The organism is Mesoflavibacter zeaxanthinifaciens DSM 18436 (assembly GCF_000422365.1).
Classification (GTDB): Bacteria; Bacteroidota; Bacteroidia; order Flavobacteriales; family Flavobacteriaceae; genus Mesoflavibacter; species Mesoflavibacter zeaxanthinifaciens.
In genome coordinates this window covers 40448-60963 of record NZ_AULQ01000008.1, presented here as the reverse complement: position 1 = coordinate 60963, position 20516 = coordinate 40448, and the positions used below count along the sequence as shown (strand labels likewise).

34 protein-coding genes are annotated in these 20516 nt (G+C 33.2%); 33 read left to right on the top strand and 1 reads right to left on the bottom strand.

Features of this window, described 5'->3' with window-relative positions:
* Nucleotides 1-43: 43 nt before the first annotated feature.
* Nucleotides 44-1693 (bottom strand): BamA/TamA family outer membrane protein, encoded by a 1650-nt coding sequence (locus H574_RS0108760; protein ID WP_051169865.1) that lies wholly within the window; start codon nt 1691-1693, stop codon nt 44-46.
* A 220-nt stretch (nt 1694-1913) separates the two neighbouring features.
* On the opposite strand from H574_RS0108760, the gene rpsL reads away from it, so the two are divergent.
* The 33 genes from rpsL to carA all read left to right on the top strand — a co-directional run bounded on the left by rpsL (nt 1914) and on the right by carA (nt 20395).
* A complete protein-coding gene (gene rpsL / locus H574_RS0108755; protein WP_008269190.1) occupies nt 1914-2288 on the top strand; it encodes a 30S ribosomal protein S12 in 375 nt (124 codons plus the stop codon).
* 22 nt (nt 2289-2310) lie between these two features.
* Nucleotides 2311-2787, top strand: coding sequence for a 30S ribosomal protein S7 (gene rpsG / locus H574_RS0108750; RefSeq protein WP_027880215.1), 477 nt, complete (start codon nt 2311-2313; stop codon nt 2785-2787).
* A gap of 6 nt (nt 2788-2793) precedes the next feature.
* Nucleotides 2794-4920: an elongation factor G gene (gene fusA / locus H574_RS0108745; RefSeq protein ID WP_027880214.1), complete on the top strand. Its 2127-nt coding sequence runs from the start codon at nt 2794-2796 to the stop codon at nt 4918-4920.
* An 11-nt stretch (nt 4921-4931) separates the two neighbouring features.
* Nucleotides 4932-5237, top strand: coding sequence for a 30S ribosomal protein S10 (rpsJ, locus tag H574_RS0108740; protein WP_010181931.1), 306 nt, complete (start codon nt 4932-4934; stop codon nt 5235-5237).
* A 147-nt stretch (nt 5238-5384) separates the two neighbouring features.
* The gene (gene rplC / locus H574_RS0108735; protein ID WP_027880213.1) at nt 5385-6002 is read left to right on the top strand and encodes a 50S ribosomal protein L3; all 618 of its coding nucleotides are present in this window, start codon (nt 5385-5387) and stop codon (nt 6000-6002) included.
* Nucleotides 6002-6631, top strand: a complete 630-nt coding sequence (rplD, locus tag H574_RS0108730) for a 50S ribosomal protein L4 (RefSeq protein ID WP_027880212.1) — start codon at nt 6002-6004, stop codon at nt 6629-6631. The genes rplC and rplD overlap by 1 nt, the downstream gene beginning before the upstream one ends.
* Before the next feature lie 8 nt (nt 6632-6639).
* Nucleotides 6640-6930: a 50S ribosomal protein L23 gene (gene rplW / locus H574_RS0108725; RefSeq protein WP_027880211.1), complete on the top strand. Its 291-nt coding sequence runs from the start codon at nt 6640-6642 to the stop codon at nt 6928-6930.
* A 10-nt stretch (nt 6931-6940) separates the two neighbouring features.
* Nucleotides 6941-7765: a 50S ribosomal protein L2 gene (gene rplB / locus H574_RS0108720; RefSeq protein ID WP_027880210.1), complete on the top strand. Its 825-nt coding sequence runs from the start codon at nt 6941-6943 to the stop codon at nt 7763-7765.
* 6 nt (nt 7766-7771) lie between these two features.
* Nucleotides 7772-8050, top strand: coding sequence for a 30S ribosomal protein S19 (gene rpsS, locus H574_RS0108715; protein ID WP_027880209.1), 279 nt, complete (start codon nt 7772-7774; stop codon nt 8048-8050).
* A gap of 3 nt (nt 8051-8053) precedes the next feature.
* On the top strand, nt 8054-8461 hold the full coding sequence (rplV, locus tag H574_RS0108710; protein WP_027880208.1) for a 50S ribosomal protein L22: 408 nt from the start codon (nt 8054-8056) through the stop codon (nt 8459-8461).
* A 7-nt stretch (nt 8462-8468) separates the two neighbouring features.
* Complete coding sequence (gene rpsC / locus H574_RS0108705) at nt 8469-9188, top strand: 30S ribosomal protein S3 (protein WP_027880207.1); 720 nt, start codon at nt 8469-8471, stop codon at nt 9186-9188.
* A gap of 20 nt (nt 9189-9208) precedes the next feature.
* Nucleotides 9209-9628 (top strand): 50S ribosomal protein L16, encoded by a 420-nt coding sequence (gene rplP / locus H574_RS0108700; protein ID WP_027880206.1) that lies wholly within the window; start codon nt 9209-9211, stop codon nt 9626-9628.
* Nucleotides 9629-9640: 12 nt separating this feature from the next.
* A complete protein-coding gene (gene rpmC / locus H574_RS0108695) occupies nt 9641-9832 on the top strand; it encodes a 50S ribosomal protein L29 (protein ID WP_027880205.1) in 192 nt (63 codons plus the stop codon).
* A 12-nt stretch (nt 9833-9844) separates the two neighbouring features.
* A complete protein-coding gene (gene rpsQ, locus H574_RS0108690) occupies nt 9845-10102 on the top strand; it encodes a 30S ribosomal protein S17 (RefSeq protein ID WP_027880204.1) in 258 nt (85 codons plus the stop codon).
* Nucleotides 10103-10104: 2 nt separating this feature from the next.
* Complete coding sequence (rplN, locus tag H574_RS0108685; protein ID WP_027880203.1) at nt 10105-10473, top strand: 50S ribosomal protein L14; 369 nt, start codon at nt 10105-10107, stop codon at nt 10471-10473.
* 12 nt (nt 10474-10485) lie between these two features.
* Nucleotides 10486-10797: a 50S ribosomal protein L24 gene (gene rplX / locus H574_RS0108680; RefSeq protein WP_027880202.1), complete on the top strand. Its 312-nt coding sequence runs from the start codon at nt 10486-10488 to the stop codon at nt 10795-10797.
* A 2-nt stretch (nt 10798-10799) separates the two neighbouring features.
* Nucleotides 10800-11351 (top strand): 50S ribosomal protein L5, encoded by a 552-nt coding sequence (gene rplE / locus H574_RS0108675; RefSeq protein ID WP_027880201.1) that lies wholly within the window; start codon nt 10800-10802, stop codon nt 11349-11351.
* A gap of 3 nt (nt 11352-11354) precedes the next feature.
* Nucleotides 11355-11624 (top strand): 30S ribosomal protein S14, encoded by a 270-nt coding sequence (gene rpsN / locus H574_RS0108670; RefSeq protein WP_027880200.1) that lies wholly within the window; start codon nt 11355-11357, stop codon nt 11622-11624.
* Nucleotides 11625-11687: 63 nt separating this feature from the next.
* Nucleotides 11688-12086 carry a 30S ribosomal protein S8 gene (gene rpsH / locus H574_RS0108665; RefSeq protein WP_027880199.1) on the top strand — a complete coding sequence of 133 codons (399 nt, stop codon included), beginning with the start codon at nt 11688-11690 and terminating at the stop codon, nt 12084-12086.
* Between the two features lie 19 nt (nt 12087-12105).
* Nucleotides 12106-12648 (top strand): 50S ribosomal protein L6, encoded by a 543-nt coding sequence (gene rplF, locus H574_RS0108660; RefSeq protein ID WP_027880198.1) that lies wholly within the window; start codon nt 12106-12108, stop codon nt 12646-12648.
* A gap of 10 nt (nt 12649-12658) precedes the next feature.
* Nucleotides 12659-13015 (top strand): 50S ribosomal protein L18, encoded by a 357-nt coding sequence (rplR, locus tag H574_RS0108655; protein WP_027880197.1) that lies wholly within the window; start codon nt 12659-12661, stop codon nt 13013-13015.
* 6 nt (nt 13016-13021) lie between these two features.
* Nucleotides 13022-13546, top strand: a complete 525-nt coding sequence (gene rpsE, locus H574_RS0108650; protein ID WP_027880196.1) for a 30S ribosomal protein S5 — start codon at nt 13022-13024, stop codon at nt 13544-13546.
* An 11-nt stretch (nt 13547-13557) separates the two neighbouring features.
* Nucleotides 13558-13740, top strand: coding sequence for a 50S ribosomal protein L30 (rpmD, locus tag H574_RS0108645; RefSeq protein ID WP_027880195.1), 183 nt, complete (start codon nt 13558-13560; stop codon nt 13738-13740).
* Nucleotides 13741-13752: 12 nt separating this feature from the next.
* Nucleotides 13753-14205: a 50S ribosomal protein L15 gene (gene rplO, locus H574_RS0108640; protein ID WP_027880194.1), complete on the top strand. Its 453-nt coding sequence runs from the start codon at nt 13753-13755 to the stop codon at nt 14203-14205.
* Between the two features lie 13 nt (nt 14206-14218).
* Nucleotides 14219-15568: a preprotein translocase subunit SecY gene (gene secY / locus H574_RS0108635; protein ID WP_027880193.1), complete on the top strand. Its 1350-nt coding sequence runs from the start codon at nt 14219-14221 to the stop codon at nt 15566-15568.
* Nucleotides 15569-15578: 10 nt separating this feature from the next.
* Nucleotides 15579-15794: a translation initiation factor IF-1 gene (gene infA / locus H574_RS0108630; RefSeq protein ID WP_007094967.1), complete on the top strand. Its 216-nt coding sequence runs from the start codon at nt 15579-15581 to the stop codon at nt 15792-15794.
* A gap of 4 nt (nt 15795-15798) precedes the next feature.
* Nucleotides 15799-15915 carry a type B 50S ribosomal protein L36 gene (ykgO, locus tag H574_RS14570; protein WP_010519235.1) on the top strand — a complete coding sequence of 39 codons (117 nt, stop codon included), beginning with the start codon at nt 15799-15801 and terminating at the stop codon, nt 15913-15915.
* A gap of 2 nt (nt 15916-15917) precedes the next feature.
* Nucleotides 15918-16289, top strand: coding sequence for a 30S ribosomal protein S13 (rpsM, locus tag H574_RS0108625; protein ID WP_027880192.1), 372 nt, complete (start codon nt 15918-15920; stop codon nt 16287-16289).
* A gap of 107 nt (nt 16290-16396) precedes the next feature.
* Nucleotides 16397-16789, top strand: a complete 393-nt coding sequence (gene rpsK / locus H574_RS0108620; RefSeq protein ID WP_027880191.1) for a 30S ribosomal protein S11 — start codon at nt 16397-16399, stop codon at nt 16787-16789.
* 189 nt (nt 16790-16978) lie between these two features.
* Nucleotides 16979-17584 carry a 30S ribosomal protein S4 gene (gene rpsD / locus H574_RS0108615; protein ID WP_027880190.1) on the top strand — a complete coding sequence of 202 codons (606 nt, stop codon included), beginning with the start codon at nt 16979-16981 and terminating at the stop codon, nt 17582-17584.
* Nucleotides 17585-17677: 93 nt separating this feature from the next.
* Complete coding sequence (locus tag H574_RS0108610; protein ID WP_027880189.1) at nt 17678-18670, top strand: DNA-directed RNA polymerase subunit alpha; 993 nt, start codon at nt 17678-17680, stop codon at nt 18668-18670.
* Between the two features lie 60 nt (nt 18671-18730).
* Nucleotides 18731-19201 carry a 50S ribosomal protein L17 gene (rplQ, locus tag H574_RS0108605; protein WP_027880188.1) on the top strand — a complete coding sequence of 157 codons (471 nt, stop codon included), beginning with the start codon at nt 18731-18733 and terminating at the stop codon, nt 19199-19201.
* 87 nt (nt 19202-19288) lie between these two features.
* Nucleotides 19289-20395, top strand: coding sequence for a glutamine-hydrolyzing carbamoyl-phosphate synthase small subunit (gene carA / locus H574_RS0108600; protein WP_027880187.1), 1107 nt, complete (start codon nt 19289-19291; stop codon nt 20393-20395).
* The last annotated feature ends 121 nt before the right edge of the window (nt 20396-20516 follow it).

Here is a 20516-nt window from a genome sequence, read left to right as displayed (position 1 = left end):
TTTTGATTTTTTTATAAATATTTCCTAAAATCTTAATATTCGATTAGAATATTGCGGATAATTTAAGGTGTATCTTCGAATTATTTAATTTGAATGGTAATTCTTCATTTTTACCATTTGCATATACAAAACTTAATATTCCTGATTTAGTTAATATTCCAAAACCAAAACCAAATCCGTACAGGTTTTGATTTTGGTTTATAGTTTCGTTTTTAAATGTAGCTATATCAACAACGCTGTTAATATAAATGTTTGAGCTTAGATTATATCTGTATTCAGTATTTAAAAGGTAGTAATTAGAGGCAATTATACTATTTTCAGAAAATCCTCTTATTGAGTTTATACCTCCAAACCGATATAATTCATTTTCTAAGTAATTGCTAGAGGATAGTATTTCAGCTTTTCCTCTTAAATATAAACTATTTCTATCATTTAGATTAAAAATATGATTGGCGTCAATGCTTATTTTGTTCTGTTTTGTTTTATTGTTGTTGTCCCTAAAACCAGTTCCGTAAATTAATGTAATATCAGTCTTGATTGGGAATAGGACATTGCTTTGCCTTTTTAGATATTGATAACCAAAATTGGTAAATGTAGCGTTGTAGTTATCAATCAATAAATTATTAATCGTATTGTTAGAGGATAAGTTTGAGGAGTTGCTAGATTCTATGCCTCCAAAAAATAAATTCTCGCTATTAAACTGAAATGTGATATTCGCTTTTTGGGTTGTATTTGAAAAGGTCGAATCTACTCTAACTATTTTTAATGCTGTATTTAAGCCAATTGGAGAATTGAATAAATAGGGTAGGTTGGCTTCAATGTTGAAATTTGTTTGATCAGACTCATCGCTTTTATAATTGATTAATAAGCTTTCTCCGTAATTAAGGTTGTTGGTTAGTTTGATGTCTAAGTATCCATTAAATTTAATTTTATTTGTCTCTTCATTAGTTGTAAAACCAATAAAACCATCAAAAGCGTTGCTTTTAATTTTTTCTATATAAAGATAGAGTTGTGTTGAGTCTTTGCTAAATAAAATTTCTGGTTCTTTAATTTGATTAGAAAAGCTTAGATTGTTTAAGGCTTTTGTTTTTTTCTTTATTTCGGTTATACTAAAGTTGGTATTCTGTTTTAATTTTAAGTAATGTTTTAAATATGACTTAGGAAAACTCTCATACCCTTTAACTATTATTTTATTAAGTTTTCTTTTCGAACCTTCAATGTTTATTTTTAAATCTGCTCTTAAACTGTTTTGATTTATGTTTGAAATATTTGAAAGTTTGATTGATAAGAAAGGGTATCCTTCAGAAGATAATTTTTCAGTTAGATTTTCTAAGGTTTTTTCTAAATTTTTGTACTTTATAATAAGAGTGTCATTTGAGATTTTTTCTTTTAAACTCTTTTTAAGCTTTTCATTAAAAATGTTATTAGTGTATATGTGAATGGTTTCAATTTTACTTTTAAGATGAAATTTTGCAATAAATAAGTTTTTAGAAATTGAATCCAAGCTAATTAGTTCTGTGTTGATATAGCCATCATTGATAATATTGGTTCTAACTTTTTTTATTTCTTTTTCTATCGATGTAATATCAGTATGTTGAATGTTGTATCCAATCTTATTGATAATTGAGGTCTCTGTACTATCAACACCAATAATATTAAGTTTCTTGTCTTGTGAATAGCTTTGTGAAATCACAAGAGAAAATATGTAGAGAAAAATAAGTTTTAAACGCAAATTATTATGATGTTTTATTTGGTGAGTAAAACTAACCTAAAAAGTTAATCATTTATAACTGAATTTTATGAAAAAGTAAATTCTATTGAAAATTAATGGTTTAAGATTTGAATTATTGATTTTAATTTCTACCTTTGCAGCCCTCTAAGAAGAGGTAACGAAAAAATTATATATAAATTATATGCCAACAATTTCACAATTAGTACGAAAAGGAAGAGCCAAAATAACCAAGAAGAGTAAATCGGCTGCTTTAGATTCGTGTCCTCAAAGACGTGGTGTATGTACTCGTGTTTATACAACGACACCAAAAAAACCTAACTCAGCAATGCGTAAGGTAGCAAGGGTTCGTTTAACAAACGGAAACGAGGTTAATGCATATATCGGTGGTGAAGGTCACAATTTACAAGAGCACTCGATAGTATTGGTTAGAGGTGGAAGGGTAAAAGATTTACCAGGAGTTAGATATCACATCGTTCGTGGTGCTTTAGACACAGCAGGTGTTGCAGGTAGAACACAACGTAGATCTAAGTATGGTGCAAAACGCCCTAAGAAGTAATTTAAAACTTTAAGAAGAAGACATGAGAAAAAGACAAGCGAAAAAAAGACCTCTTTTACCGGATCCTCGTTTTAATGATCAGTTAGTAACTAGATTTGTTAATATGATGATGTGGGACGGGAAAAAGTCTGTTGCTTTTAAGGTGTTTTATGATGCAATAGATATCGTAGACTCAAAAAAGACAGATGAAGAAAAAACAGCTTTAGAGATTTGGAAAGATGCTTTATCTAACGTTATGCCTCACGTAGAAGTACGTAGTCGTCGTGTAGGAGGAGCAACATTTCAAATTCCTAATCCAATACGTGCAGATCGTAAAGTATCAACTGCAATGAAGTGGTTAATAAGCTACGCACGTAAAAGAAATGAAAAATCTATGGCTTTAAAACTAGCTTCAGAAATTTTAGCAGCTGCTAAAGAAGAAGGAGCAGCGGTTAAGAAGCGTATAGATACGCACAAAATGGCAGAAGCAAACAAAGCATTCTCTCACTTTAGATTTTAATAAGAAATGGCAAGAGATTTAAAATATACAAGAAACATAGGAATTGCAGCTCATATTGATGCAGGTAAAACTACAACAACAGAGCGTATTCTTTATTATACAGGAGTTTCTCATAAGATAGGAGAGGTACATGATGGTGCTGCTACTATGGACTGGATGGAGCAAGAGCAAGAAAGAGGTATAACAATTACTTCAGCTGCTACAACTTGTACGTGGAAGTTTCCAATGGAAAACGCACAACCATTACCAGAAACTAAAGATTATCACTTTAACATCATTGATACTCCTGGTCACGTTGATTTTACAGTAGAGGTAAACCGTTCTTTACGTGTATTAGACGGTTTAGTATTCTTATTTAGTGCAGTAGATGGTGTTGAGCCGCAATCTGAAACTAACTGGAGACTTGCTGATAATTATAAAGTACCACGTATCGGATTTGTTAACAAAATGGACCGTCAAGGATCTAATTTCTTAGCGGTATGTCAGCAAGTAAAAGATATGTTAAAGTCTAACGCTGTGCCAATCGTTTTAAATATTGGTGATGAGGCAGACTTTAAAGGTATCATAGACTTAGTAAAAAACAGAGCTATCGTATGGCATGACGAAACTCAAGGGGCTACTTTTGATGTTATCGATATTCCAGAAGATATGAAAGAAGAAGCGCGTAAGTACCGTGCACTTTTAATTGAAGAAGTTGCAACTTACGACGAGAATTTATTAGAGAAATTCATGGAAGATGAAGATTCTATTACAGAAGAAGAAGTGCATGCTGCGCTTAGAGCTGCTGTAATGGATATGGCTATTATACCAATGGTATGTGGTTCTTCTTTCAAAAATAAAGGTGTGCAGTTTTTATTAGATGCTGTATGTCGTTATTTACCTTCTCCATTAGATAGAGATAATATTGTAGGAACAGATCCTAATACAGGAGATTCTGTTGTTCGTAAGCCAGATGCTAAAGATCCATTTTCAGCTTTAGCGTTTAAGATTGCTACAGATCCGTTCGTAGGACGTTTAGCATTCTTCCGTGCTTATTCTGGACGTTTAGATGCAGGTTCTTATGTATTAAACAATCGTTCAGGTAAAAAAGAACGTATCTCTCGTATTTACCAAATGCACTCTAATAAACAAAATGCAATCGATTTTATCGAAGCAGGAGATATTGGAGCAGCTGTAGGTTTTAAAGATATTAAAACAGGAGATACTTTATCTTCAGAAAATGCACCAATCGTTTTAGAATCTATGGAATTCCCAGATCCAGTAATCGGTATCGCGGTAGAACCAAAGACTAAAGCAGATGTTGATAAATTAGGTATGGCTTTAGCTAAATTAGCTGAAGAAGATCCAACATTTACAGCTAGAACTGATGAAGCTTCTGGTCAAACAATTATATCTGGAATGGGTGAGCTTCACTTAGATATTATTGTAGATCGTTTAAAGCGTGAATTTAAAGTTGAAGTAAGTCAAGGTCAACCTCAAGTAGAGTACAAAGAAGCAGTTACACAACGTGCAGAACACAGAGAAGTTTATAAAAAGCAATCTGGTGGACGTGGTAAATTCGCAGACATTGTATTTACTTTAGAGCCAGCTGAAGAAGGAAAAGATGGTTTAGAATTTGTCTCTGAAATTAAAGGAGGTAACGTACCAAAAGAATTTGTTCCTTCAGTAGAAAAAGGATTTAAAGAGGCTATGAAAAATGGTCCATTAGCAGGATACGAAGTAGACGCTATGAAAGTGACTTTAACAGATGGATCTTACCACGATGTGGATTCTGATCAGTTATCGTTCGAATTAGCTGCTAAATTAGGTTTCAAAGCTGCTGCAAAAGCTGCAAAAGCTGTAATAATGGAACCAATAATGAAGTTAGAAGTTATCACTCCAGAAGAAAACATGGGTGATATCGTAGGAGACTTAAACCGTCGTAGAGGACAAGTTAGTGATATGGGTGACAGAGCAGGAGCTAAAACAGTAAAAGCAACTGTACCATTATCAGAAATGTTTGGATATGTAACTACATTAAGAACATTATCTTCAGGACGTGCAACTTCTACAATGGAATTTTCTCATTATGCAGAAACTCCATCTAACATTTCAGAAGAAGTAATAAAAGCTGCTAAAGGCGCTGAATCGTAAATCTTAAGAAAATGAGTCAAAAAATCAGAATAAAATTAAAGTCTTACGATCACAATTTAGTAGACAAGTCTGCTGAAAAGATTGTAAAAACAGTAAAAAGTACTGGTGCTGTAGTAACTGGACCAATTCCATTACCAACACACAAAAAGATTTTCACTGTATTACGTTCACCACACGTAAATAAGAAGTCTAGAGAACAATTTCAATTAAGCTCTTACAAGAGATTATTAGATATATACTCTTCATCTTCTAAGACAATTGATGCTTTAATGAAGCTTGAATTACCAAGTGGAGTTGAAGTTGAAATCAAAGTGTAAGTAAGATTAAAATTCGTTTAAGGAATTTAAACGAAACATGTCCGGAGCTGCGAGCGAAGGAAAAACGGTAAAAAATACAATTCAAGGCTGAAACGTATTTTTCAGCCTTGAATTTTAATAAATAAATTAATAACTAAATAAATAAATATGTCTGGGTTAATTGGAAAAAAGATCGGTATGACCAGCATCTTTGATGAAAATGGAAAAAACATTCCATGTACAGTAATCGAAGCTGGACCATGTATCGTTACCCAAGTCAGAACTGAAGAAGTTGATGGCTACAATGCTGTACAATTAGGTTTCGATGACGCGACAGAAAAAAGTGCTACAAAAGCAGACTTAGGTCACGCTAAAAAAGCAGGTACTTCTGTAAAACGCAAACTTGTCGAATTTAAAGGTTTTGAGGAGGAGTACAAATTAGGTGATGCAATCACTGTAGATCACTTCGCTGAAGGTGAGTTTGTTGATGTTTCAGGGACATCAAAAGGAAAAGGATTTCAAGGAGTTGTTAAACGTCATGGTTTTGGCGGAGTAGGACAAGCTACTCATGGTCAACATAACCGTTTAAGAGCACCAGGATCTATTGGTGCTGCATCTTATCCTGCAAGAGTATTCAAAGGAATGCGTATGGCAGGTCGTATGGGTGGAGACTCAATTAAAGTTGAAAATTTAAGAGTTTTAAAAGTAGTTCCAGAAAAGAACTTACTTGTTGTTAAAGGTTGTGTACCTGGACACAAAAACGCTTATGTAATTATCAGAAAGTAATGAAAGTAGCAGTTTTAGATATAAACGGAAAAGAAACAGGAAGAAAGGCAGACCTTTCTGATGGTGTTTTTGCTATAGAGCCTAACAATCATGCTGTATATTTAGATGTAAAGCAATACCTAGCAAATCAAAGACAAGGTACGCATAAGTCTAAAGAAAGAGCAGAAATTGCAGGAAGTACTCGTAAAATTAAAAAGCAAAAGGGTACTGGTACTGCCAGAGCTGGTAGTATCAAATCAGGAGTGTTTAAAGGAGGAGGACGTATGTTCGGACCAAGACCAAGAAACTACTCTTTTAAATTAAATAAAAACTTAAAGCGTTTAGCGCGTAAGTCTGCATTAAGTATTAAGGCAAACGAGAAATCAATTATAGTTTTAGAAGACTTTAATTTTGACACTCCAAAGACTAAAAACTTTACAGCAATTTTAAACGCATTAAACCTACAAGATAAAAAATCATTGTTTGTCTTGGGTGCGTCAAATAATAACGTATATTTGTCGTCACGTAATTTAAAAGGGTCTGAAGTTGTAACTTCTTCAGAATTAAACACTTATAAAATACTAAATGCAAATCAAGTTGTCCTTTTAGAGGGTTCTTTAGAAGGAATTGAGTCGAACTTAAGTAAATAAGAAACAAAATGAGTATCTTAATTAAACCTATAATCACAGAAAAAGCAACTGCAAACAGTGAATTAAATAACTGTTACAGTTTCTTCGTGAACACAAAGGCGAACAAGGTAGAAATTAAAAAAGCAGTAGAAGCTGCTTATGGCGTTTCTGTAGAAAAAGTTCGTACTATAAATGTCCGTCCAGATAGAAATACTAAGTATACAAAAACTGGTATTCAACATGGTAAAACAAATGCAATGAAAAAAGCAATTGTACAACTGGCGGAAGGTGAAATGATTGATTTATACACTAACATGTAATTAAAGACAAATGTCAGTAAGAAAATTAAAACCAATCACACCAGGTCAGCGATTTAGAGTAGTAAACGGGTTTGACGCCGTTACTACTGACAAGCCGGAGAAAAGTTTATTAGCTCCGAAAAAAAGATCAGGTGGTAGAAACAGTCAAGGACGTATGACTATGCGCTACAAAGGTGGTGGTCATAAAAGAAGGTATCGTATTATCGATTTTAAAAGAACTAAAGTAGGTGTTCCTGCTGAAGTTGCTTCGATTCAATACGATCCAAACAGAACAGCGTTTATTGCTTTATTAAACTATCAAGATGGTGAAAAAGCATATATTATTGCTCAAAATGGATTAAAAGTTGGGCAAACTGTTGTTTCTGGTGAAACTGCATCTCCTGAAATTGGAAATGCTATGCCATTAGCTAATATACCATTAGGTACAATTATTTCTTGTGTAGAGTTAAGACCTGGTCAAGGTGCTGTTATGGCACGTAGTGCTGGTGCTTTTGCACAATTAATGGCAAAGGATGGTAAATTTGTTACGATCAAATTACCTTCAGGAGAAACTAGATTAATCTTGTCTACATGTATGGCTACAATTGGAGCTGTATCTAACTCAGATCATCAATTGTTAGTTTCTGGTAAAGCAGGACGTAGTAGATGGTTAGGAAGACGTCCAAGAACAAGACCTGTAGTTATGAACCCAGTTGATCATCCAATGGGAGGTGGTGAAGGTAAGTCTGCAGGTGGACATCCACGTTCTAGAAACGGTGTACCTGCTAAAGGTTACAGAACCCGTTCTAAAACAAAAGCAAGTAACAAGTACATTGTAGAACGTAGAAAGAAATAATAAGACATGGCAAGATCATTAAAAAAAGGACCTTACGTTCATTATAAATTAGAAAAGAAAGTAGCTGCTAATGTAGAAGCTAACAAAAAAACAGTAATCAAAACATGGTCAAGAGCTAGTATGATTACACCTGATTTTGTTGGTCAAACAATCGCAGTACACAACGGTCGTCAGTTTGTTCCAGTTTATGTTACAGAAAACATGGTTGGACATAAATTAGGAGAATTTTCACCAACAAGATCTTTTAGAGGACATGCTGGTGCTAAAAATAAAGGAAAAAAGTAAGCTATGGGAAGTCGTAAAAAACAAATGGCAGACGCTATTAAGGATGCAAAAAAGCAAGTAGCTTTTGCAAAGCTTAATAACTGTCCTACGTCACCAAGAAAAATGCGTTTAGTTGCTGATTTAGTTAGAGGTGAACGCGTAGAAAAAGCACTTAATATTTTAAAGTTTAGCCAAAAAGAAGCTTCAAATCGTTTAGAAAAATTATTATTATCTGCGATAGCTAACTGGCAAGCAAAAAATGAAGATGCTAGTATAGAAGATGCTGAACTTTTTGTTCAAGAGATAAGAGTTGATGGTGGATCTATGTTAAAAAGATTAAGACCAGCTCCTCAAGGACGTGCACACAGAATAAGAAAACGCTCAAACCACGTAACAATCGTAGTAGGAGCTAACAATAATACACAAAGCTAAGATAGATATGGGACAAAAAACAAATCCAATCGGAAATCGCTTAGGAATTATCAGAGGATGGGAATCTAACTGGTACGGAGGAAACGATTATGGTGATAAACTTGCCGAAGACGATAAGATAAGAAAGTATGTTTATGCTCGTTTATCTAAAGCTAGTGTATCAAGAGTAATTATCGAAAGAACTCTTAAACTTGTAACCGTTACTATCACTACTGCTAGACCTGGTATTATTATCGGTAAAGGTGGCCAAGAGGTAGACAAGTTAAAAGAAGAGCTTAAGAAAATTACTGGTAAAGAAGTTCAGATTAATATTTTTGAAATAAAAAGACCTGAACTAGATGCGTTTTTAGTTGCATCAAGTATTGCTCGCCAAATAGAAAATCGTATTTCTTACAGAAGAGCAATTAAAATGGCTATTGCTGCAACAATGCGTATGAATGCAGAAGGAATTAAAGTTCAAATTAGTGGTCGTTTAAACGGTGCTGAAATGGCACGTTCAGAACATTACAAAGAAGGACGTATTCCTTTATCAACTTTTAGAGCCGATATTGACTATGCTTTAGTTGAAGCACACACTACTTATGGTAGACTAGGTGTTAAGGTATGGATCATGAAAGGTGAAGTATATGGAAAAAGAGAGCTTTCTCCTCTTGTTGGATTATCTAAGAAGCAAGGAAAAGGTGGTCGTGGTGGAAAGAGAGATAATAAATCACGTCGTAGAAAGTAATTTTTTAAAGCACAGAAAAAATGTTACAGCCTAAAAGAACAAAATTTAGAAAACAACAAAAGGGACGTATGAAAGGTAACTCTGGAAGAGGTCACCAATTATCTTACGGAACTTTTGGAATAAAATCATTAGATTCTAACTTTCTAACTTCACGTCAAATTGAAGCAGCTCGTATTGCAGCTACTCGTTACATGAAAAGAGAAGGGCAATTATGGATTAAAATATTTCCAGACAAGCCTATTACAAAGAAACCTCTTGAAGTACGTATGGGTAAAGGTAAAGGTGCTGTAGAATATTGGGCAGCTGTTGTTAAACCAGGAAGAATCTTATTTGAAGTTGGAGGTGTGCCTTTAGACGTTGCTAAAGAAGCATTAAGACTTGCAGCTCAAAAATTACCAGTAAAAACTAAGTTTGTAATCGCTAGAGATTACGAAGCATAATTAATTAATATTATGAAACAGTCAGAAATTAAAGAATTATCTGTAGCTGAGTTACAAGAGAAACTTAGTGAAACAAAAAAGAGCTATGTAGATTTAAAAATGGCTCATGCAGTCTCTCCTTTAGAGAATCCTATTCAATTACGTTCAGTAAGACGTGATGTTGCTAGAATAGCTACGGAATTAACTAAAAGAGATTTAAAATAATTCTGCTTAAAGATGGAAAATAGAAATTTAAGAAAAGAGCGTATAGGTGTAGTTACTAGTAACAAAATGCAGAAGTCAATTGTGGTTTCTGAGGTTAAAAAAGTAAAACACCCAATGTACGGAAAGTTCGTATTAAAGACTAAAAAATACGTAGCACACGACGAGACAAATGATTGTAACATTGGTGATACTGTAAAGATCATGGAAACAAGACCTTTAAGTAAATCTAAATGTTGGAGATTAGTTGAAATAATTGAAAGAGCGAAGTAATTATGGTACAACAAGAATCAAGATTAAAAGTAGCAGACAACACTGGAGCAAAAGAAGTATTAACTATTCGTGTTCTAGGTGGTACTAAAAGAAGATATGCTTCTGTAGGAGACAAAATTGTCGTTTCAGTAAAAGATGCAACTCCTAACGGAAACGTTAAAAAAGGAGCTGTTTCTACTGCAGTAGTTGTTCGTACCAAAAAAGAAGTTAGACGTCCAGATGGATCTTATATTAGATTTGACGATAACGCATGTGTTTTATTAAATCCAACAGGAGAAATGAGAGGAACACGTGTATTTGGACCTGTAGCTAGAGAACTTCGTGATAAACAATTCATGAAAATTGTATCATTAGCACCAGAGGTGCTTTAATTGATAAATAAGATGGCAAAGCTTAAAATAAAAACAGGAGATACCGTAAAAGTTATAGCAGGTGATCATAAAGGATCTGAAGGTACAGTACAAAAAGTGCTTATCGAAAAAAACAAAGCTATAGTAGAAGGCGTGAACATGGTTAAGAAACATACTAAACCAAGTGCACAAAACCCTCAAGGTGGTATTGTAGAAAAAGAAGCACCAATTAACATTTCAAACTTATCATTGTTAACTTCTAAAGGAGAAACAACTAGAGTAGGTTATAGAATGGAAGGTGATAAAAAAGTAAGATTTTCTAAAAAATCTAATGAAGTATTATAGTTATGGGATATTCACCGAGACTAAAAGAAGAGTATAAAAGCAAAGTAATTGCAGCTCTTACAGAAGAATTTGGATATAGTAACGTTATGCAAGTACCAAAGCTAGAAAAAATAGTGCTTTCTAGAGGTGTTGGTGCTGCAGTAGCAGATAAAAAATTAGTAGACCACGCAGTAGAAGAATTAACAACTATTACTGGTCAAAAGGCTGTTGCTACTATGTCTAAAAAGGATGTTGCGTCTTTCAAATTACGTAAAGGAATGCCAATCGGAGCAAAAGTTACTTTACGTGGAGAAAGAATGTATGAGTTTTTAGATCGTTTAATCACTACTGCGTTACCACGTGTAAGAGATTTTAACGGAATTAAAGCTACAGGTTTTGACGGAAGAGGTAACTACAACCTAGGAGTTACTGAACAAATTATATTTCCAGAAATAAATATCGATAAAGTTAATAAAATTGACGGAATGGATATTACATTTGTAACTTCTGCTGAAACTGATAAAGAAGCAAAATCATTATTAACAGAATTAGGATTGCCTTTTCAAAAAAACTAAATTATGGCTAAAGAATCAATGAAAGCCCGTGAGGTTAAAAGAGCAAAAACAGTAGCTAAATATGCTGAGAAACGTAAAGCTTTAAAAGAAGCTGGAGATTACGAAGCATTACAAAAGTTACCAAAAAATGCATCTCCGGTTCGTATGCACAATAGATGTAAACTAACAGGAAGACCAAAAGGATATATGCGTACTTTTGGTATCTCTCGTGTAATGTTTAGAGAAATGGCAAACAAAGGTTTAATACCAGGTGTTAAAAAAGCAAGTTGGTAAAATTATTATAAATTGGATTAAGGTTTGCAATAGTGCAAAAACCAAGTCCGCAAATTAATACATATGTATACAGATCCAATAGCAGATTATTTAACTAGAATTAGAAACGCTGTGCGTGCTAATCATAGAGTAGTTGAAATCCCTGCTTCAAATTTAAAAAAGGATATAACTAAAATATTATTCGATCAAGGATATATTTTAAGTTATAAATTTGATGACTCTTCAGTACAAGGAACTATCAAGATAGCTCTTAAGTACAATAAAGAGACAAAAGAGCCAGTAATTAGAAAAATTCAAAGAATTAGTAAACCTGGTTTACGTAAGTACTCAGGTTCTAAAGAAATGCCAAGAATTCTTAACGGTTTAGGTATTGCAATTGTTTCTACTTCTCACGGAGTAATGACAGGTAAACAAGCCCAAAGAGAGAATGTAGGTGGCGAAGTTTTATGTTACGTTTACTAATTAAAAATCCAGAAAGAAAATGTCAAGAATAGGAAATAATCCAGTTGCCATTCCAGAAGGAGTAACTGTAACAGTAAAAGATAATACAATTACGGTAAAAGGAAAATTAGGGGAATTAACTCAAGATTTTGATACTGTAGAAGTAAAAGTAGAAGAAGGAAACGTATTAGTAACACGTTCTGCAGAAACTAAACAACATAAAGCTAAGCACGGTTTATACCGTTCTTTGATCAATAATATGATTGAAGGAGTATCTAAAGGATGGACTAAAGAACTAGAGTTAGTCGGAGTAGGATACAGAGCAAGTAACCAAGGTAATGTTTTAGAATTAGCCTTAGGTTTTTCTCACAATATAGTGATGAGTTTAGCACCAGAAATTAAAGTTGAAACAGTTTCTGAAAAAGGTAAAAATCCAATTATTAAACTTTCATCTTTTGATAAGCAATTAGTAGGTCAAGTAGCTGCTAAGATCAGAGGATTTAGAAAGCCTGAACCATACAAAGGAAAAGGTATTAAGTTTGTTGGAGAAGAATTAAGAAGAAAAGCTGGTAAATCAGCATAATAATTTAGTTATGGCGTTAACAAAATCACAAAGAAGATCAAGAATAAAAAGCAGAATTCGTAAGATTGTTTCTGGTACAGAAGCAAGACCGAGATTATCTGTTTTCAGAAGTAATAAAGAAATTTATGCTCAAATAGTAGATGACGTTACAGGTAAAACACTAGTAGCTGCATCTTCAAGAGATAAAGATATTAGTTCTTCAAAAGGTAATAAAGTAGAAATAGCTGCATTAGTAGGTAAGTCTATCGCTGAAAAAGCCTTAAAGGCTGGTGTTGAAACTATTTCTTTTGATAGAGGTGGTTATTTATATCACGGAAGAGTAAAATCATTAGCTGAAGGAGCTAGAGAAGGAGGACTTAAATTCTAAGAAATTATGTATCAAAAATACAAAAGCGCAGAGTTAGTAAAACCAAGTGGATTAGATCTTAAAGATCGTTTAGTTGGAGTGCAAAGAGTTACTAAAGTAACTAAAGGAGGTAGAGCATTTGGATTTTCAGCAATCGTTGTGGTTGGTGATGAAGCAGGTGTTGTAGGACATGGTCTAGGTAAATCAAAAGATGTTGCTAGTGCAATAGCAAAAGCAATAGAAGATGCTAAGAAAAATTTAGTACGTATACCTATATCAAAAGGAACATTACCTCACGAACAAAAAGGTAAATATGGTGGTGCAAGAGTAAACATCATACCTGCAGCTCCTGGTACAGGAGTAATTGCTGGAGGAGCTGTTAGAACAGTTTTAGAAGCAGTAGGTGTACACGATGTATTATCTAAGTCTCAAGGATCATCAAACCCACACAATGTAGTAAAAGCTACTTTTGATGCTTTATTACAATTAAGAGACCCACAATCGATTGCTCGTGAAAGAGGAATCTCTTTAGAAAAAGTTTTTAACGGTTAATCAAAACAGAAATGTCTAAGATAAAAGTAAAAAAAGTTAAAAGCGCAATCAATAGAACTCAAAGACAAAAGAGAACTTTAGAAGCTCTTGGTCTTAAAAAGATTGGGCAAGTTGTAGAGCACGAGGCTACTCCTAATATCTTAGGAATGGTAGCAAAAGTAAATCACTTAGTTTCTGTAGAAGAAATTAAATAATAATACTGAAAAATGGATTTAAGTAATTTAAAACCTGCAGAAGGTTCAGTTAAAGGTCAAGGAAAAAGAGTAGGTAGAGGTCAAGGTTCTGGTAAAGGTGGTACTGCAACACGTGGACACAAAGGAGCTAAATCTAGATCAGGATACTCTAAAAAAGTAGGTTTCGAAGGAGGGCAAATGCCAATCCAACGTAGAGTGCCTAAGTTTGGCTTTACTAACATAAATCGTAAAGAGTATCAAGGAGTTAACCTTGACACTATCCAACAATTAGTTGACGATAAGAAAATTAATGATACTTTAGATTTTGAAACACTTGTAAGTTTAGGACTAGTTGGTAAAAACGAATTAGTTAAAATCTTAGGAAGAGGTGAATTAAAATCAAAGTTAAACGTAACAGCTCATAAATTTACTGCTACTGCTAAAGCTGCTATCGAAGCTGCAGGAGGAGAAGCTGTAACTTTATAAGAATTATAGACGCATGAAATTTATAGAGACATTAAAAAATGTTTGGAAAATCGAAGAACTAAGAAACAGAATCATCGTTACTGTTGGTTTGTTATTAGTTTATAGATTTGGAGCACAAGTGGTATTACCAGGTATTGATGCTGCCCAGTTATCTAACTTACAAACTGAAACTAGTGAAGGTTTATTTGGATTATTAAATGCCTTTACTGGTGGAGCTTTTGCAAATGCATCAGTTTTTGCTCTAGGAATCATGCCTTACATTTCAGCCTCTATTGTAGTTCAATTAATGGGAATAGCTATTCCTTACTTACAAAAACTACAAAAAGAAGGTGCAAGCGGACAAAAGAAAATAACACAAATAACAAGATGGTTAACTATAGCAATATGCTTAGTACAAGCACCAGGTTATTTAGCTAGTTTAGGTCCAGTGTTTGGTATTCCAAATTCAGCATTTTTATTAGGACAAGGAGGAATGTTTTATGTTTCTTCTATAGTAATCTTAGTTACAGGTACAATTTTTGCTATGTGGTTAGGTGAAAAAATTACTGACAAAGGAATTGGTAATGGTATATCGTTATTAATTATGGTTGGTATTATTGCTACCTTACCTAAAGCATTTTTACAAAATGCTGCTTCAAGATTACAAGATGGTAATAACGTAATGATGATTCTATTTGAAGTTGTTATTTGGTTTGCTATCATCTTATTATCAATCTTGCTAGTAATGGCAGTACGTAAAATAGCTGTGCAATACGCAAGAAGAACAGCATCTGGTGGTTATGAAAAGAATGTATTTGGGTCAAGACAATACATTCCATTAAAGCTTAACGCTTCAGGTGTAATGCCAATCATATTTGCTCAAGCAATTATGTTTGTTCCAGGACTTATTGGTAAATCTTCTTTCTTAGAAGATACATCGGCAGGATTATGGTTACAAACTAATTTCTCTGATATATTTGGTTTTTGGTACAATTTAGTATTTGCATTATTAATAATCATATTTACATATTTTTATACTGCAATTACAGTACCTACTAACAAAATGGCTGATGATTTAAAACGAAGCGGTGGTTTTATACCAGGTATTCGTCCAGGATCAGAAACATCAGAGTACCTAGACAAGATAATGTCTCAAATAACGTTACCAGGTTCAATATTCTTAGCTTTAATAGCTGTGTTCCCAGCATTTATAGTTAAGTTAATGGGTGTACAACAAGGATGGGCATTATTTTTTGGAGGTACATCATTATTAATTATGGTTGGAGTTGCAATCGATACTATGCAACAAGTAAACTCTTACTTGTTAAATAGACATTACGATGGCTTGATGAAAACAGGTAAAAACAGAAAAGCAGTAGCTTAATATTTTTAACATGGCAAAACAAGCAGCAATAGAACAAGACGGAACAATTATAGAAGCATTATCTAATGCTATGTTCCGAGTAGAATTAGAAAATGGTCACATTGTGACTGCGCATATTTCTGGTAAAATGCGTATGCATTACATTAAACTTTTACCAGGAGATAAAGTAAAATTAGAAATGAGTCCTTACGATTTAACTAAGGCTCGTATAACTTATAGATACTAATACGATGAAAGTAAGAGCATCAATTAAAAAAAGAAGCGCAGATTGTAAAATAGTGCGCAGAAAAGGTAGACTTTACGTCATTAATAAAAAGAATCCTAGATTCAAACAAAGACAAGGGTAATTATGGCAAGAATTGCAGGAGTAGACATACCAAAACAGAAAAGAGGAGTAATCTCTTTAACTTATATCTACGGAGTAGGTAAAAGTAGAGCAAAAGAAATTTTAGCAGCTGCTAAAGTAGACGAAAGCATCAAAGTACAAGACTGGACAGATGATCAAATCGGAGCAATCCGTGACGCTGTTGGTAACTATACTATTGAAGGTGAATTACGTTCTGAAACCCAATTAAACATTAAGCGATTAATGGATATAGGATGTTACAGAGGGATACGTCATAGAGCAGGTCTTCCATTAAGAGGACAACGTACTAAAAACAACTCTAGAACTAGAAAAGGTAGAAGAAAAACAGTTGCTAACAAGAAAAAAGCAAGCTAATAAACAATTTGGTCTTTAGTATTTAGACGTTGGAAGGAATCTGTTTGAAATTATAAAAGGTTTAGGATTCTAGCGACTATTAACTAAAAACAAAGAACAATAATAATATGGCAAAGAATAACGCTAAAAGTACAAAAAAACGTAAAGTTATTATTGATGCTGTAGGAGAAGCACACATCACAGCTTCTTTTAACAACATCATTATCTCACTTACAAACAAAAAAGGTGACGTAATTTCATGGTCATCTGCAGGTAAGATGGGCTTTAGAGGATCTAAAAAAAATACTCCTTATGCAGCGCAATTAGCAGCAGAAGATGCTTCAGGTGTAGCTAAAGAGGCTGGTTTAAAAAAGGTGAAAGTTTATGTGAAAGGTCCTGGTAATGGTAGAGAATCTGCTATCCGTTCTATTCACAATGCAGGTATCGAAGTAACAGAAATAATAGATGTTACTCCATTACCACACAACGGATGTCGTCCTCCTAAAAGAAGAAGAGTTTAATTACGTATAATAATTTACGTTATAAAACACATTATAAAATTAATATCATCTGTTTTTCAGATGGTATTAATTTTTTGCATAAATTTGCAAACTGAAAAAAATTAATAAACAAGTATAACAAGAGATTAACGATTATCGAAGGATAAGATTAAGACCTTAATTCATAATCACTCTTTAATTAATTTAAAAATGGCAAGATATACTGGTCCTAAAACTAAAATAGCTCGTAAATTTGGCGAGGCTATCTTCGGAGACGATAAAGCTTTCGAAAAAAGAAATTACCCTCCAGGACAACATGGAGCAAACAAAAGACGTGGTAAAAAATCTGAATATGCAATCCAATTAATGGAAAAGCAAAAAGCTAAATATACTTATGGTATTTTAGAAAAGCAATTCAGAAACATGTTTAAAAGAGCAACTGCAGCACCTGGAATTACAGGTGAAGTTTTATTACAATTGTGTGAGTCTAGACTAGATAACGTTGTATTTAGAATGGGTATCTCTCCTTCAAGAAGAGGAGCAAGACAATTAGTTTCTCACAGACATATTACTGTTAATGGTGAAGTAGTAAATATCCCTTCATACCAATTAAAAGCAGGAGATGTTGTTGCAGTAAGAGAAAAATCTAAATCACTTGAAGCTATAGAAAGATCACTTTCAAATTCAAGCAATGTATTTGAATGGATTACTTGGAATACAGAGAAAAAAGAAGGAACTTTTGTATCTGTACCAGCAAGAATTCAAATACCAGAAAATATTAACGAGCAATTCATCGTCGAATTATACTCTAAATAATAAATTAACATTGGTATTTAGCCAAAGGGTTTATTCGTATCTCTTCAAACTTATAAACCGCGCAACTAAATAACAATTAAAACGAAGAACAATATGGCAGTATTTAATTTTCAAAAACCTGATAAAGTAATCATGATTGATTCTACTGATTTCGAAGGTAAATTCGAATTCAGACCATTAGAACCAGGTTATGGTTTAACAGTTGGTAATGCTTTACGTAGAGTTTTACTTTCATCTTTAGAAGGTTTTGCAATAACATCAGTTAGAATAGAAGGTGTAGATCACGAATTTTCTACAATACCAGGTGTTGTTGAAGACGTAACAGAAATTATCTTAAACTTAAAACAAGTTCGTTTTAAGCGTCAAATAGAAGATGTAGATAATGAGTCTGTTTCAATTTCAATTTCTGGACAAGAACAAATCGTTGCTGGAGATTTTCAAAAATTTATTTCAGGATTTCAAGTATTAAACGCAGATCAAGTAATCTGTAACTTAGATCCAAAAGTAAATATTAACATGGAAATCACTATCGAAAAAGGTAGAGGTTATGTTCCTGCTGAAGAAAACAAAAAAGCTACAGCTCCTATAGGAACAATTTTTACAGATTCGATTTATACACCAATTAAAAATGTTAAATACAGCATTGAAAATTATCGTGTAGAGCAAAAAACTGATTATGAAAAGTTAGTTTTCGAGATTCAAACAGATGGTTCTATAAATCCACAAGATGCTTTAACAGAAGCAGCTAAAACGTTAATTCACCACTTTATGTTATTCTCAGATGAGAGAATTACTTTAGAAGCTGATGAGATAGCTCAAACTGAAACGTATGATGAAGAATCACTTCATATGAGACAGTTGCTTAAAACTAAGTTAGTAGATATGGATTTATCTGTTCGTGCTCTTAACTGTTTAAAAGCTGCAGAAGTAGATACTTTAGGTGACTTAGTATCTTTCAATAAAAATGATTTAATGAAGTTCCGTAACTTTGGTAAAAAATCTTTAACAGAGCTTGAAGAGCTAGTTAATGTTAAAGGTCTTAACTTCGGTATGGATCTTTCAAAATACAAATTAGATAAAGACTAACACTTCATATTTTGCTCCTCAAAAAGGGTAGAGCAAGATGATGGTTAAAACAAAAATGTCATGAGACACGGAAAAAAAATAAACCACTTAGGTAGAAAAACAGCACATAGAAAATCTATGTTAGCTAACATGGCTTGTTCTTTAATAGAGCACAAGCGTATCAACACTACTGTTGCTAAAGCAAAAGCTTTAAAAGTTTTTGTAGAGCCAATGATTACAAAAGCTAAAGAAGATACTACTCATAATAGACGTATCGTTTTTAGTCGATTAAGACAAAAAGAGGCTGTTACAGAATTATTTAGAGAAGTAGCAACTAAAGTAGGAGACAGACCAGGTGGATATACGCGTATTATCAAATTAGGTAATCGTTTAGGAGATAACGCTGATATGGCTATGATCGAGTTAGTAGATTATAACGAAATCTATAACGCTGGTAATAAGCCTAAAAAATCAACAAGAAGAAGTAGACGTGGTGGTTCTAAACCAGCTGCAGCTAAAGTTGATAACACAGCAACTAACGAAGAAGAATAAATGTTAATAAGCATTTAACATATAAAGGATAATCTATTTTAGATTATCCTTTTTTTTATGCAATTTTGTGAAACCTTTATTATTACAATGAAATATCAAAAACTTAAAAAAGCACTTATCTTATTAGAAGATGGAACAATTTTTCATGGAAAAGCAGTAGGCAAAGAAGGCACTGCTTTTGGAGAAGTATGTTTTAATACCGGCATGACTGGTTATCAAGAAATATTTACAGATCCGTCTTACTATGGACAATTAATGGTAACAACCAATGCGCATATTGGTAATTACGGAGTTAATGATGAAGAAGTTGAATCTGACTCAATTAAAATATCAGGATTAATTTGTCGTAACTTTAGTTATGATTTTTCCCGAGTAAAAGCAGATGGATCATTAGAAGATTTTTTAAACAAACATAATCTTTTAGCAATTTCTGATGTAGACACACGCGCATTAGTTACATACATACGTGAAAACGGAGCGATGAATGCAGTTATTTCTACAGAAGTTGATAATGTTGAAGGCTTAAAAGAGCAACTATCAAAAGTGCCTTCAATGAATGGTTTAGAACTTGCCTCTAAAGTATCAACTAAAGAAGCATATTATGTAGGAGATGAAAATGCTCCTATAAAGATAGCTGCATTAGATATAGGAATAAAAAAGAACATCCTTCGTAATTTAGCAACACGTGGCGCATATATAAAAGTCTTCCCTTTTGATAGTACTTTTAAAGATATGAGTGATTGGAATCCTGATGGCTATTTTTTATCAAATGGTCCTGGTGATCCAGAACCTTTAAAAGGAGCAATTGAAGTAGCAAAACAAATTATAGATAAAAATCTTCCTTTATTTGGAATTTGTTTAGGCCACCAAGTTATCGCTTTAGCTAACGGAATTTCTACTTACAAAATGCATCACGGTCATAGAGGTATAAATCACCCTATTATGAACCTAGAAACTGGTAAAGGAGAAATAACATCTCAAAACCATGGTTTTGCAGTAAATAGAGAAGAAGCAGAAGCGCATCCAGACTTAGAAATTACACATGTACATCTGAATGACAATACAGTAGCAGGTTTAAAAATGAAATCTAAAAATGTATTCTCTGTACAGTATCATCCAGAAGCTAGTCCAGGACCAAATGACTCTACATATCTTTTTGATCAATTCATAGAAAATATAAAATCAAACAAATAAAAAAAAGGCAACGAATATTAAATTTCGTTGCCTTATTTCTTTTACTAAAACGATATAGATTAAATTTTATGTATTTCTCACTTTAAAGCTGTTTATAGTGAGATTTTAAACTTAAATTTGA